The organism is Shewanella sp. FeAMO (genome assembly GCF_053653955.1).
Window position 1 is genome coordinate 1,805,629 of record NZ_CM132201.1, and the last position, 14,264, is coordinate 1,819,892.

14 protein-coding genes are annotated in these 14,264 nt (G+C 46.6%); 13 read left to right on the forward strand and 1 reads right to left on the reverse strand.

Annotation, left to right across the window (positions count from 1 at the left end; genetic code table 11):
* The 13 genes from ACWAU4_RS08170 to ACWAU4_RS08230 all read left to right on the forward strand — a co-directional run bounded on the left by ACWAU4_RS08170 (position 1) and on the right by ACWAU4_RS08230 (position 13,186).
* On the forward strand, positions 1-864 hold the full coding sequence (locus ACWAU4_RS08170; RefSeq protein ID WP_454290534.1) for a helicase RepA family protein: 864 nt from the start codon (positions 1-3) through the stop codon (positions 862-864).
* Positions 851-1,606 carry an ABC transporter ATPase gene (locus tag ACWAU4_RS08175; protein WP_123012689.1) on the forward strand — a complete coding sequence of 252 codons (756 nt, stop codon included), beginning with the start codon at positions 851-853 and terminating at the stop codon, positions 1,604-1,606. The genes ACWAU4_RS08170 and ACWAU4_RS08175 overlap by 14 nt, the downstream gene beginning before the upstream one ends.
* Before the next feature lie 1,146 nt (positions 1,607-2,752).
* Positions 2,753-3,529 (forward strand): P-type conjugative transfer protein TrbJ, encoded by a 777-nt coding sequence (gene trbJ, locus ACWAU4_RS08180; protein ID WP_227481447.1) that lies wholly within the window; start codon positions 2,753-2,755, stop codon positions 3,527-3,529.
* Positions 3,530-3,531: 2 nt separating this feature from the next.
* Positions 3,532-3,729, forward strand: a complete 198-nt coding sequence (locus tag ACWAU4_RS08185) for a hypothetical protein (RefSeq protein ID WP_142609155.1) — start codon at positions 3,532-3,534, stop codon at positions 3,727-3,729.
* A 2-nt stretch (positions 3,730-3,731) separates the two neighbouring features.
* Positions 3,732-5,009, forward strand: a complete 1,278-nt coding sequence (trbL, locus tag ACWAU4_RS08190) for a P-type conjugative transfer protein TrbL (protein WP_148514492.1) — start codon at positions 3,732-3,734, stop codon at positions 5,007-5,009.
* 55 nt (positions 5,010-5,064) lie between these two features.
* Positions 5,065-5,262, forward strand: coding sequence for a conjugal transfer protein TrbL (locus ACWAU4_RS08195; RefSeq protein WP_248444986.1), 198 nt, complete (start codon positions 5,065-5,067; stop codon positions 5,260-5,262).
* Positions 5,263-5,282: 20 nt separating this feature from the next.
* Positions 5,283-5,537: a hypothetical protein gene (locus tag ACWAU4_RS08200; RefSeq protein ID WP_454290535.1), complete on the forward strand. Its 255-nt coding sequence runs from the start codon at positions 5,283-5,285 to the stop codon at positions 5,535-5,537.
* 72 nt (positions 5,538-5,609) lie between these two features.
* Positions 5,610-5,843, forward strand: a complete 234-nt coding sequence (locus tag ACWAU4_RS08205) for a type I toxin-antitoxin system ptaRNA1 family toxin (protein WP_148514489.1) — start codon at positions 5,610-5,612, stop codon at positions 5,841-5,843.
* Positions 5,844-5,965: 122 nt separating this feature from the next.
* Positions 5,966-6,556 carry a TetR/AcrR family transcriptional regulator gene (locus ACWAU4_RS08210; protein WP_148514488.1) on the forward strand — a complete coding sequence of 197 codons (591 nt, stop codon included), beginning with the start codon at positions 5,966-5,968 and terminating at the stop codon, positions 6,554-6,556.
* 34 nt (positions 6,557-6,590) lie between these two features.
* Entirely contained in the window at positions 6,591-7,721 is a 1,131-nt protein-coding gene (locus ACWAU4_RS08215; RefSeq protein ID WP_454290536.1) for an efflux RND transporter periplasmic adaptor subunit, read from the forward strand.
* Positions 7,721-10,771, forward strand: a complete 3,051-nt coding sequence (locus ACWAU4_RS08220) for an efflux RND transporter permease subunit (RefSeq protein ID WP_454290537.1) — start codon at positions 7,721-7,723, stop codon at positions 10,769-10,771. The genes ACWAU4_RS08215 and ACWAU4_RS08220 overlap by 1 nt, the downstream gene beginning before the upstream one ends.
* Positions 10,764-11,240 (forward strand): small multi-drug export protein, encoded by a 477-nt coding sequence (locus tag ACWAU4_RS08225; RefSeq protein ID WP_454290538.1) that lies wholly within the window; start codon positions 10,764-10,766, stop codon positions 11,238-11,240. The genes ACWAU4_RS08220 and ACWAU4_RS08225 overlap by 8 nt, the downstream gene beginning before the upstream one ends.
* Before the next feature lie 1,484 nt (positions 11,241-12,724).
* Positions 12,725-13,186, forward strand: a complete 462-nt coding sequence (locus ACWAU4_RS08230) for a GIY-YIG nuclease family protein (RefSeq protein ID WP_208125723.1) — start codon at positions 12,725-12,727, stop codon at positions 13,184-13,186.
* A gap of 118 nt (positions 13,187-13,304) precedes the next feature.
* Here ACWAU4_RS08230 and ACWAU4_RS08235 read toward each other — a convergent pair whose 3' ends face one another.
* Entirely contained in the window at positions 13,305-14,216 is a 912-nt protein-coding gene (locus tag ACWAU4_RS08235) for a hypothetical protein (protein ID WP_208125724.1), read from the reverse strand.
* Positions 14,217-14,264 lie beyond the last annotated feature (48 nt).

The following is a 14,264-nucleotide window of genomic DNA, read 5'->3' on the forward strand; positions in this document are numbered from 1 at the left end:
ATGGCCCTTGATCTTATGGCGGCCTTTTCGGAAACGCCGCCGCCTCTTGATTATGTTTTACCTAATATGGTTGCCGGTACGGTGGGTGCCTTGGTTTCACCAGGTGGTGCCGGAAAATCCATGCTGGCCTTACAGCTTGCCATGCAGATCGCTGGAGGCCCGGACTTGCTGGAAGTCGGAGAGTTTACTGTTGGGCCAGTTATCTATCTCCCCGCAGAAGATCCCCCTGCTGCTATCCATCACCGATTACATGCTCTTGGGGCACATCTCACTGCCGAGCAGCGGCAAGCCGTTGCTGAAGGCTTGCTGATTGAGCCGCTGATAGGAAGGTGCCCCAACATCATGTGTCTCGATTGGTTCGATGGCCTTAAGCGAGCGGCTGAAGGCCGTCGCCTGATGATCCTGGACACCTTACGCCGTTTCCATATTGAAGATGAAAACGCCAGCGGCCCAATGGCGCAAGTGATCGGACGCATGGAGGCCATTGCCGCCGATACGGGGTGCTCTATCGTATTTTTGCACCATGCCAGTAAGAGCGCCGCCATGATTGGTGCGGGTGACCAGCAACAGGCCAGCCGTGGGTCGTCTGTTCTGGTCGATAACATTCGCTGGCAATCGTACCTGTCTGGCATGACGCAAACCGAGGCTGAGGAATGGGGTGTTGATGATAGTCAGCGTGGGTACTTCGTCCGCTATGGCGTTAGCAAGGCGAATTATGGCTCTCCTTTCGCCGAGCGTTGGTTCAGGCGTCACGAAGGCGGTGTGCTGAAACCTGCCGTGCTGGAGAGGCAGCGTAAGGCCAAAGGAGTATTACCGTTCAAGAAATCTAAAGTTGCTATGGAAGGCGCTGATGACAACTGGTAACAAGGTCACTCCAACTAGTACCAGTGCACAGGCAAGAGTGATGCTTTACCAGGCCAGTCAGCGCCCAAGCCTGATGGAGGCCGACTGGATGGAAACATCCTTTGGCCGCTGTCGCATTAAGGGAAGGCTTGGTCAGCGGCACGCAGATGTTGTTGAGGCTATTTTGCACTGTGCCGAACGTCGACGCGATGTTTCTGATGGTGGTGTAGAGCTATTGGTAGACCCTGCCAAAGTGCGGAAAACGTTGTCAGATAGCCGGTATAGTTCCTCCCATCTTGAGAAGCTGCTAGCAGAGCTGCGAGCAGCAACTGTAACGATTGAAACACCACAGTTCGATTTTCCGATAATCGGCGGCTTGATCGATCATGTTATCCCTTCACCTATGACACGCCCTGATCCCTTGACGGGAGGAGAGCGAAATCTGTGGAGAGTTCGGCTTGGTATCGCCTTGGTCATGTTATTGGAGCACGACCTTAGTCTGTACTACGATCCTGCCCCAATTGCTCGCTTGCAGCACGGGATTAGTCAGGCGGTCGCTCGACACATATTGACCCACAAGAATGATCCAGCCGGAGGGTGGCATGTTGATACTCTCATTCGCGCAGTCTGTGGTGAAAACATCAATAGTAAGAGGATGCGAAATGGGCGTTCCAGGCTTAGGGAGGATGCAGAAAAATTGCATGAAGTTGGAATAACGATAGATGCTGAGAATAGGATAAGGCGCCTCACATCCGCCCGATAGCGTCCCACACCCGCCCGATGGCGACTCACACCCGCCCGATAGCGACTCACACCCGCCCGATAGCGACTCACACCCGCCCGATTTTTTGCTGTTTTGGCAGGATATTCAGGATATCTCAGGATATCCAGCAACCTCCAGCTGGGTGCTGGAGGTTGATTATCTATCGGCCTCCGGCCGATGTTTCAACGCCAAGAGGGTGGCCGATTCTGCTTCCTCGCCAAGGGCTATCACCTTTCCTTGGCGTTCAATCCGTCCGAAGGACGACCAAAGCCTCCTTATAATCCCCAGAAGCGTCGTTCAGGGGTAGCGAGGGAGATGCCTGAAGCGCCTCTCTGGGCGGCTCAGGAAGCCGTATTCCATACATCAAGATGAATAGCTTAAGCCGGTAGTAGGCTGAAAATGTGTGCGGTTTGTAGGTTGTAGTATGTAGTAGCACCATACAACATACTACAACACTACATTTCCTATCCACACTGACGTTGTGCTCAAAAATCTGTCCGAAATTGGGCGCTAGCGGCTCGACACGCACAGAGTGTTGGTAGCGATCCTTCCTGACCTGATGATCCAACCGATACCAATCTGAAACTGTCAAAGAAAAGGCCGTCAGAGTGTCTGGGTTTTTTAAAAGTCCTTGGAATACAGAGCGCTACATCGGATGCATTCCTAGCACTCGCACGTTTCATTGACACTTGAGGGGCGCAACTCCTCCAGAATTGGAAAAGCTGTGTATTGCTGTGTATTGCTGTGTTTTTTGGCTGTGTATACCCCCATGCTAGCGTAGTAATTGCCTGATATTACGCGTTTATTTCCTGTTTCTGTTCGTGCAAGAAGGTGATCAAGCGATTTTATATGGTTTGCACTAAAAAACAGATTTTCGCGACAACACTTTCCTTGGCGTAAACAACGCTGAAAGGCGGGCAGGATAGGTGAAGTTAGCTAATCGGCGGAGCCAATTAACTATCTTCACTTTCCCTTATTCGCGCCGGGGCGCTCAACGGGGAATCCTGCTCTGCGAGGCTACCGGCTACCGCCGTAGGAGTTATTGGCTTAAATATCCCCACGTCAACTTTTATGTCCAATTATTGAGCTTATACGTTATGCATTGAAAGGCACGATAAAGCATTCATTGGTAATGGAGATCAACGTATGCAAAAAGTTAAAAGAAAAAATTTAGCCGCTAAAATTGCTCTGGCTGTCGCTATGACGACTTGCACCTTGCAGCCCGTTTACGCCGGTATTCCAGTAGTTGATGGCACCAACCTATCGCAGAACATCATGTCTGCGATGGAAGCCGTAGCGCAGACACTCAAGCAGATTCAGGAATACCAAACCCAACTCCAGCAGTATGAAAACCAACTGCAAAACACAATGGCCCCGGCGGCTCATATTTGGGACCAGGCGCAGCGCACCATCAACGATCTGAACCAGGCGACCAACACACTCGCCTATTACCAAAACCAGCTTGGTAGCCTCGATGCTTACCTAGGCAAGTTCCAGGACGTGGCCTATTACCGCAGCTCGCCTTGTTTCTCGTCGGCGGGGTGCAGCGATGCCGAACGGGTCGCTATGGCCGAGAACCGCCGCTTGGCATCTGAATCGCAGAAGAAGGCCAACGACGCGCTGTTTAAGGGCCTGGAGCAGCAGCAAGACAACTTGCAAGCCGACGCTCGACAGCTCCAGCGTCTGCAATCTGCCGCCCAAGGCGCGGACGGCCAACTGGCCGCCATTGGTTACGCTAACCAGCTCGCTAGCAACCAGGCCAACCAGCTCCTGCAAATCCGAAGCCTGTTGATTGCCCAGCAGAATGCCGTTGGCACTCGAATGCAGGCGGATGCTGACCGCGAAGCTCAATATCAAGCGTCTCGTGAAAGGTTGTTCGATATGGGCGAGCCAACCGACCGTTCAGAAAACAGGGGGTTTTAATCATGAAGAAAATCACCCGAGTTTTTATCGTTAGCGCGTTGGCCTCTTTTGTTCTGGTGGGGTGCGGTGAAGATGACGGGCCCAACCCTGCAACGATCAACTGTGACAACCCGAACCTGACGAAAGAGCAGAGGGAAAAAGGGAACTGTCTTTGGGATATGGGCGAACCCACGGATCGCTCCAAGAACAAGGGGTTCTAATCATGAGCAAGATATTCATTCGACTTGTGATGGTCCTAGCAGTTGTACTGACTTCGCAAACTGTGTCAGCGGCCATTGAGCCTAATGGTGTCTTGGATGAAGTGGCCGTGCGTTTCATGACGGCCAGTGCTACTTGGGGCACGGTAATTACAAACTATGCCGCCTGGCTGTTCTGGACGCTGGGTACTATATCCCTTGTTTGGACTGGCGGGACCTTAATCCTTAAACAAGCGGATATAAGGGAGTTCTTTGCCGAGTTCGTGCGCTTCATCCTGACGTTTGGTTTCTTTCTCTGGTTGCTCAGAAACGGCCCAGATTTTGCGACGTCAATCATCGACTCGTTGAGAATGATCGGTGCTCAAGCCGGTGGCCTTCCGAGAGACCTAACCCCGTCAGAGCCTATTAGTATTGCGTTCGACATTATTGTGAAAGCTGGTGAGTCCTACAGTATCACAAGCCCGATAGATAACTTGTCTATCTTCTTAATCACGCTGGCAATTTTAGCATGTATGGCGGTAGTGGCGGCCAATGTGTTGTTGGCTTTGGTGACGGCTTGGATATTGATCTATGCCGGTGTCTTCGTGCTGGGTTTTGGTGGTTCGCGCTGGACTTCAGATATAGCAATCAACTACTTCAAAAGCGTATTGGGCGTTGCTTTGAAGTTGATGACAATGACGTTGCTCATTGGCATTGCCATGTCGATCATGGACGGTTTCTATGCCGATCTATCCAATGATGCCCCTATGCGTGAACTGCTGGTGATCTTTGTAGTTTCACTGGTTCTCGTGATGCTTATTCACTCGGTTCCCAATGTGGTCGCCAGCCTGGTTCCTGGAGGCGGCGCGGCGGCAGGTGCAGGCAGTATCAGTGCCGGAGCGATGGCCGGAGCGGCTGTTGCCACTGGTGGTATGGCTGCCGGTGCAGCAATGGCTACCGCCGGCGGTGCGTCTGCTATTCAGGCTGCATTTGCAAAAGCAGGTGAGAACGTAGCGAACAATACTGACGTTATGTCGAGCCTGGGCGAAGCATTTAGCGGTGGCGGCGATTCTGACGAAGCTGGCTCCTTTTCCCAAGCCTCTGGCCAATCCTCTGGCGGCGGCTTTAAAGGCAGCGCTGTAAAAGCGGGTCGTATTGCAGCGGATACCGGTGCGAATTTGATGAAGGGAATGAGTGATATGGCCGGGGATCGAATTGGCCGCACTGCTGGAGGTCGTTTAGCTAGCTCGATCCGAAACAGTACGAAAAATGACGGGGATGACGACGACAAGGAGGGCGACTGACGACGCTTCCGCTGCATTTGACAACGATAGCTTAGGCGGTGTCGGCACTGGCTGGATGAATCAAGCAGGCGGCTTTGATGGCCTGTCCAGTGAGGATCAGGAAGAAGCCCGCCAAGCACACGCAGAATGGCAAGAGCGCGACCCGGAAAAGCACACCTTCGACGTTGAGGACTACGTGTCGTATGTCCAGGAACGCCAGCAGGAGCGCAACGAAGAGGTTGCCAGTTTTGTTAAAAAGGGTCGCATGGCCTAACTAGATAAGGATTACTGATTATGGAGTTTAACTTTCCACCTCAAAACCTTGCGGAAGTATTTGGTTTCTTCGCAGTGATGTTCATTGTGATGCTGGCCTTCTATTTTTTGGGGCAGTGGCTGCACAACACCGGACACGGCCAGAAGATGAAAGCCATTGCCGACAAAATGGAGGTATTCCAAAACAGGTTGGCCGGGCGTGCTTACAAGGACATGACGAGATCGGTCGATCAAATCGACAAAATGAGACGCAGGCTGTTTGGCCGACGCAAGTAGTTAGAAAGCACACGGGCCGGTGATGGTGCACCGGTCCGCATTTCCACATACCACCTGACAGAGAGGTGACACATGACAACCACACATAGTATCGAAGTTCAGCAAGCAATTCATCAGGCTGCGACCAAGCTGGCCGCTCTGGAGTTCATCGACCAGGAAACCGCCCGGCAGGTTTTGCCAGTCGCAGAGGCGGTCTCCAATATGTTCACGATCCTGTACTACCAGGCTGAAACTGGTCGAGCGACGCCGGAGGACTTCCAGGAGGCGTTGGGCACTATCCGCCAGGTGACAAAGGAGGTAAGGTAAAACGAATAACGAGGAAGAGCAGTGCACCTTCAAGGTGTACTGCTTACGCGAGGAAAAGATCGTTTGACACAAATTTCCGTCAATTATATGATTGACCACTCATTAAAATAAGTGGTATTTTTATGTCTAATTTAGGTCGTCCAGTGAATTATGCAGCTCGAGAGGCTAAAATCGAGGCTATTCTTGATGGTGCTGTGCAATGCTTTGTTAAAAAAGGCTTTCATGGCGCTGGCATGGCGGAAATTTCTCGTGTTGCAAAAGTCAGCCAGGCAAGTCTCTATCAATACTTCGCCTCAAAAAATGAACTCATTCTGGAAATCGCCAAGCGCTATTCTTCCAGAGATCTCGATGCTTTGAGAAGAATTGAGAGCGCTAGTGATTTCATGGATGCTTTGGAGCAAGAGGCCTATCTCACAGGCGATAAAACAGGAACTATTATGTATCTGGAGATCCTCGCGGAGTCATCCAGAAACCCAGAAATTAAGAAAGCGGTACAGGATTCAGGTCAAGAGCTCTTTGACACCTGTTGTACCATGATCAAGAAATTACAGGATAAAGATGAGACAAGTTATTTGCTCACACCCGAGCAAATAACACACTATATCTTTGCCTATATTGATGGTTTGTCCTGCCAGATAGCGACTGCGGATATCGAGTATTCGCGTGAGCTTTTACGTCAGCTTGTTCAGACCCTTCTTACACCAAAAAAGTAATTAATATTTAAGCCATACTTCAAGAGGGTTTGTTATGAGTTCGCCATTTTATATACTCGAACGATCAGTTATATTATTAAGGAAATTTAGTAAATATGCATTAGTTAGCCTGCTTGTCCTATTACAGGGTTGTAGCAGTGAAAGTATACTTGAGCCCACTGAACAGAACATTCGAGTGGTAACACTCAACGAAGTAGGTGCAAACGCGCATTACCAAGAATCTCGCTTTTCTGGAATAACACAAACAGAGAGCAGAGCGCAGCTCTCGTTTGGCGTTCCTGGCAAAGTGCAAAAGGTGCAGGTGGATATTGGTAGCCGGTTAAAAGCGGGCGATATCATGGCGACACTGGATTTGGAGCCTTATCAACTAGCAGTTGATAACGCCCGCTCTGAAGCCTCAAAAGCGCAGATCGCGCTTGAAGAACACCAAGCAAACTATGAACGGCTTAATCATCTCAAATCAAATAACGCAGTTTCCCAGCAAGATTTAGAGGCGGCAAGAACACTTTTCTTAACCGCTCAAGCCTCTGTGCGTGAAGCACAAAGCCGAGTCAGACTCACAGAAAGAGAACTCTCTCAAGCAGTAATAAAAGCCCCCTATGATGGTGTTGTCTCTACCAGACAAGTGGAACCCTTTGAAGAGGTGGCTCAGAATCAGGTCATCTTTACTTTCGACAGTTCAGCGCAACTTATTGTTGAATCATCAATCCCCGTACCTTTGGCAAATGCTCTACGTTCTACAAATGAACAGGTTATCAGTATTAGTCATCAAGGGGTGTCTTTTGAGGCTGAGTTGTCTCATATTGCAGAGCGCGCAAGTAATGGCTTGAGCTTGCCTGTTAAACTGCGTATACAAGTGCCAGAGGGAAATTTTCTACCGCCAGGTCTCGTGGTTGCAGTGAACTATCGTCTGAAAAATAGTGAAAACGTTCTCTTGGTTCCTCACGGCGCAGTTTATGTTGAAGCAACAAGTAACAGCGCTTTCCTCTATTCCTTTAACGGTGAGTCCAATACCGTCAGTAAAAAACCTGTACAAATTATCGATATTCAACCTACTGGCTACATTATCAATGCTGAGTTGAACCCCGGAGAGAGGTACGTAGCAGCCGGAGCAGCCTTTATCAGTGACGGGCAACAGGTTCGTGTTTTAGGGGAGACGCGTTAATGTCCATTACCAATTTCTCACTTGCTAACAGCCGTTTAGTGCTCTTTCTGTTTTTTATGCTTACGAGCATAGGGTTGGCGTTATACCCGAGTTACCCGTCGCAGGAAGAGCCTACACTGCCGATAAATGTCACTGTGATTACCGCTTATCATCCCGGCTTAGATATTTATCAAACGGAATCGCTATTGGCGCGCCCTGTTGAACGTGCTTTGCGTGAACTGGAAGAAACTAAAAATATCACAACGTCTATTCGTGCCGGAGAAATTCATATCTCTTTGGAGATTAAGGACGGAACACCAGACTACGCGCAATCATGGCTCAGAGTCAGAGCGAAAATGCAGGATGTGCAAAACTCACTTCCCGATGGTGTGTCTGGGCCTTTTGTTAACGATAGTTATGACGCCGTTGCCGTAATGACTGTTGCGCTTAGTGCCCCCAATCACACGTTTGAACAACTTAGAAATAAAGCCAGTGAGCTGCGGGATTTTCTTTACGATATCCCCGGTATGGATAAAGTCACCTTGCATGGTGTCACTGAAGAGCAAGTGACTATCAATCTAAAGCCATTTGCTGCGTCCAGATTTTCGATCAAGCCTAATGATATCTACCTGCAATTGCATAAAAACAATACGCTTGATGATATTGCCAGAGTGAATTTTAGCGACCAAGAGAGTCGTATTTATGTCAGAGGCGGCTACAACGCTATTGACGATATTAAAGCGATCCCTATTGTGCTGCAAGACGGCAGCCAGTTACCACTTGACACTCTAGCGGATGTAATAAGGGCAACGGCACAACCACTTAATACCGCCGCCTATCTAAATGGGGGACAGGCCATTGTTGTTGCAGGTTATATGACACCAGGCGTTAACATGGTCGATTTCAATGATCGCCTCCGTACACAAATAGCGCAATGGGAATACGATTTACCCGCTGGCTTTCAATTGAAAATCATTACCGACCAAGGTGAAGTTGTTAATCAAGTCATATCCAAAATGATTTCAACCCTTCTGGAAACGATCCTGGTCGTAACTGTAGTCACCGTTATCGCCCTGGGTTTACGCGCAGGTTCACTGGTGGGACTTGCCGTACCCATTACAGGCATTATGACATTAGTCGTTTTACGTGTGCTTGGTGTTGAGCTTAATGAGGTCAGTATCGCCTCGTTTATCATTGCATTGGGGATATTGGTTGATAACCCGATGGTGATTGTTGAGGATATCTCAAAACGTATCAATCAAGGTGAGTCTGGGAAATCAGCAGCCTTACACGCCGGAAAGACACTGGGTACGCCAATGCTGATTGCTAGCCTAACGGTTATCCTGGCATTCGCCCCACCTATGTTTACCGATAATATCACTGCTATTTATATGCAGACGCTAACCATCGTCATTGGCGTCATGCTGATCATTTCCTGGTTTGTCGCCATTATGCTGGTGCCGATTTTGGCGCAGTGGTCTATAAGGAAAGGGAAAAATACATCTGAGCAAAGTAAGCTCTCGCGCTTAATGATGATCGTGTCTCGCTTTTGGGACAAAGTCATTAGCTGGCCAAAAGCATTTTTAGCAGGTGCGACAGCAAGCCTGATCCTATCGTTATTTTTATCTGCGACTATTCCAGAGGCATTCTTTCCACCGTCTGAACGCTCACAAATGCAAATATCCCTTGAGCTCCCAGCAGGCACGCCTGCAAACCGCACAGCTGAAGTTGCACAAGAAATGACGCGATGGCTTGCAGAGGGACAGCGTTTTCCCCAGATTACAGGCGCTACTGCGTATGTTAGTGAAGGAGGGCCACGCTTTATCCTTGGCCTGAATCCGCCAGATCCGGCTGCGCATACCGCTTACTTTGTTATCAATCTGAGTAAAGAAACCAATGTTGCGGCCTTTGTAAGCCAACTTAGGGCTGAGATGCCTCCCGTTTTCCCCTATGCCAAGCTCGGGATCAACCCGTTTTTCATGGGCTCCACGCCTCCAGGCGAAGCAGCCATTAGAATCATCAGCAACAACCATAATGATTTATTACAGGCTGCTGCGACGATTCAAGAGGCGCTTAGCAAAGTAGATGGAACCATTAACATCAAACAGGACTGGGAACAACCTATCCCCAGCTTAGTGGTAAATATAGACCAAGCCGCAGCAAGCTATGCCGGAGTCACACGAGAAGACATCTTTTCCGCTCTTAGGAAAAATACTCTCGGAGAGAGTACATCTGAGCTTCGGGAAGGAGAGTTCTTGCTGCCTATTATGCTGGCAATGCCAACAGATAACGCGACACTGTCGCAATTAAATAATATTCAGATTTTCTCACAATCTTCAGATAAAACCGTGTATTTATCAGAAATTGCTCGCGTTGATACAGAGTTTCATCCGTCGATTGTGAAGAAAAGAAACTTGCGGCCAACCCTGACGGTGACAGCGCTTAATCCGGCGATGACCTCTAAAGAGTTGGTTTCCAACATCGCAGTAACCTTGGAGCAAGTTCGTAATACTGGCAAAGTGCAAATCGAGTTTGGTGGGGAGATTGAAGAGAGCGAGGTAACCGCAGAAGCTATTTTTGCTTTCCTACCACTTTGTGTACTTATGATGATCATTTTGTTCATCCACAAGTACAACTCGTTTCGTAAGGTGGGGATCATCGTACTAAGTATCCCCTTCTGTGCCATTGGGTTACTTTTAGCACTGATCATTTTCAGGCTGCCTTTCGATTTTATGGCAAATTTAGCGATATTCGCCCTAATAGGCATTATTGTGTCGAATGCTATGCTAATTATCGAACAAATTGATATCGAGAAAGACGCAGGAAAATCTGAACTTGAATCACTCAAATCGGCTTTAATGCAACGGTTTCGCCCTATTATGTTGACACAAATAACCACTATTTTAGGGCTGCTTCCTTTGCTTATCGCCAATGATCCGCTGTGGCGCTCGTTTAACGTTGTGATAATGGGCGGCCTTATTTCAGGCACCATTGCATCCTTTATCGTTGTGCCAAGCTTATATGTTTTGTTCTTCACAAAAAAAAGCAGAAAGGGCGATCTAAATGAATGATTTATTACTCTATATCAGTGTCTTTTTGGGGGCGGCGATTCCGGTGCTCGAAGTTTGGATTGCCGTCCCATTGGGTGTTATTGCTGGGTTACCATGGTTTCCCGCTGCACTTGCAGGCTTTTTCGGGAATTTACTTTCGCTTTTTCCCATAATTTATGCCAGTGAAAAAGTTAAGTTATTTATGAAGCGCTGGCGAAATAAACCCGAAACTGAGCAAGCAGCCCTCGACATAACGGATCGTAAACATATGATTATGGAAAAATTTGGTGTTCCAGGCCTAGCTTTTCTCGGTCCATTTTTGATTGGTATCCATGCCGCTGGAGCATTTGCAATTGCCATGGGGGCTAGCCGAAAGGCTGTTTTGTTTTGGTTTACCTTGTCACTGCTTGTCTGTTCGTTACTATTTGGATTTTTGGCATCATTGGGGATTACCCAAGTAGGAGAAGGAAAACAGCTCCCCTTTACGTAATGGTGTCGAAACATGAGCTTTCTGGTAGTCAGATCTGTCGTTGGCATAGTTACTTAGTAAGTTACCCCTACTAATAATGGGTAACTTCACTCCTTGCCAATTACCGACACATCTCTACTTCAGCATACTGCAATAATAGTTGTTATTAACCCGGCGGCAGTTCCTGTCGGAAGAGTCCCCTCAATCACGTGGACGCTAGCCAAGATTACCAGACCTAAATCACCACCGTTTTAATAACTCAAGACAAAAAAGTTTATTAAGTTTGCTCTCTAACTCCTTATTGAGGTATGAACTTAAACATTGGATGAGGTGATTGTTCTTTAGACATAAACGTTTGGGTTCAAATCAGTGTTCTGGCTTTTCTGTACTATAAGGGAGATAAGAAAGGAGGGTGTGATATAGTGTCTTTTGAGATAGCGATTCGCTTAGCCTTAAAGGGTTAAAATGTTTAATTTGGCACCTAACCGAATGCTTTCCAGCGGTGGAGCATGGCTCTGAAGATATTGTGTTGGAGCGTGGGGGGGATGACATTGCAAATCGCTAAAAGGTGGGAGTGTCAGAGTCATTAACCAATAATGATTTGCATTTTAGGAGAAGGTACTTAGTGACGTCTAGATTGAACAATACTACTATCCTGGCAGAGCCTAAAATCAGAACTCTGACAGCCGAAGAGAGGGCTGAATTGCGCAAAGATATGGCTGAATCCTCAGAGTGGGCCAAGGCAGAACTAAAACGCCGACGAGCAGCAAAGAATCAAAAAAATCTGAGCATGGTATAGATAATGGTATTGAGAATGTGTTTTTTCTTAAGCTTCTGTTATTTATGGGTATTTTATTGTTATTGATATTCGAGTGGGAATAAGTCCTCTCGGGATAGTGATTTAAAAAGGCGCTTCGGCGCCTTTTTTCTATTGGTACTTTATCTGCCTTAAATTGTGGGATTTGTGAATACTTTTATAGATTTTTTTGGGCATAAACTGATTATGGAGTTTAGCTTTCTACCCCAAAACCTTGCGGAGGTATTTGGTTTCTTCGCAGTGATGTTCATTCTGATTCTGGCCTTCCATTTTTGGGGCCGTGGCTGCACAACACCGAGCACGGCCTGAAGATGAAAGCCATTGCCGACAAAATGGAGCTATTCCGAAACAAGTTGGCCGGGCGTACTTACAAGGATATGACGAGACCGGTCGATCAAATCGACAAAATGAGACGCTGGCCGTTTGGCAGCCACAGTAGTTAGAAGGTACATGTTGTCTGTGATGGTGCACCGGCCAGCATTTCCATATACATCTGACCGATATGGTGATCACACGATATATGTCAAAGCTGTAGCTCGTTTCTGGACAGAAGCGTGTTAGAGTTAATAATCAAAATGCTCCAGCTCACATTACTATAAGTAAGGCTAATTTAAGAGCAACTCTCTTGAAAAAAGCCGCGTTTGTTTTGGAGTAACGTGAATCTTGTTAATGAAAAGGTGAGATAGCAATGGCAAAGCAACAGCTGCATGATAAACGAGGACCAGGGTTTATTTATTTTATCCGAAGCGAAGGCATGGGCAGAGAGAATGAATTTAAAATTGGTCTGTCTGTCGATCCAATACAGCGTTCCAATGAACTTTTTAATACTTCTACGCCTTATCCGATGTATGTTCATCGCGCTGTTCAAGTGCAAGACATGGCTGAAATGGAGCATACCTTCCATACGCTTTATTGGGGCCACAGAATACATCCCGCTAGAGAATGGTTTTACGTGGTGACAGATAGTCAGCTGTATGCTTTAGGTTACGGTTCTTACAGTAACATTAGTGATGAAATGTATACCGAATTTCTCAATATCCACATTGATAGTCTCATAGATAGCTGCCGTGACATTGACCTATATTGCCAAGAAATTGATGTAGGTTACCTCAGTGAAAAGCATCTTGATTCTAAATCATTTTTTCGCTAAAAATATGGCTGTTATGGGGATATTTCCGTGCTAGTGATTCTGCTAAATTAGTGTTCTATCGATTATCTTGGGTATTAAAAACGTCTAATCTGACAGCCAGATTTGCTCGTCCACTACACTATGAATTTAGTTCTGATTCTTCTACCGCCTTTTCAAGCTGCTTGATAAACAAACTTTGTGCCTCTTCCAATGTTTGCTCTTTCTTTTCCTTTTTTCGTGTTCTCATTAACCCCTCTTGCTTTTCAGGCTTTTTATACACATATGCAGAATTGGTGTTGATAAACCTACTGTTAATAACTTTAAATTGGCTCCGGTAATTAATAGAAAACTTACAATAAACTTCTACATCACTAATCAAAACCAAAGCATCCTGAATCAACCTGATCGCCACATAAAGAAAGGTGTTGTCCAATTTATTATTTGAACTAGGAGTAGTAAACCTTGTTTCAACATTTTCTCTGTCAATATAGGCACCTACACTGCAAAGTAATTCAAAATAATTTTTATAAAAATCTTCATCGAAAGGTTCATCAATTGTTTTAGGTTGATTTTTCAACAAATCATTTGGGAGTTGGTCAAGCAAAGCCAACATGTCAATCAGCTTAGGATCAATTTCATAATCCCCCTCGGATGCACGAGGATAAAACTTACTATGCGCGTATCTCAAATCAATATTTTTATCTACTCGCTCCGAAAGATACTTTGTAAATTCTTCAATATGCTTATAGTAATTTGAAAAAACATTCTGAGCATTGGTTACTCGTATTTGCTCTTTCGTTTGCTCGGAACGATGGTTGGCTGCCAATAGTGCAATAACTGGTATGATTAAAGCTGAAATGCCGAGAGGAAATTTAAAAATTGAAATAAACGAATTAAAACCATTATATGACAAGTCTAACTCTAGGTTTGAATTACAAATAATAAAACTTATGCTTACACATGATAACAACAAAAAAGTAGAAACGGCAAACCACACTATTGGTAAACTCAAAAAGCTTTTATTTGGGTTAAACATCTCTGACTTGATCATTTTCACCAATCCATGTAAATGAATAAAAACTAATGCAAAACATTATGT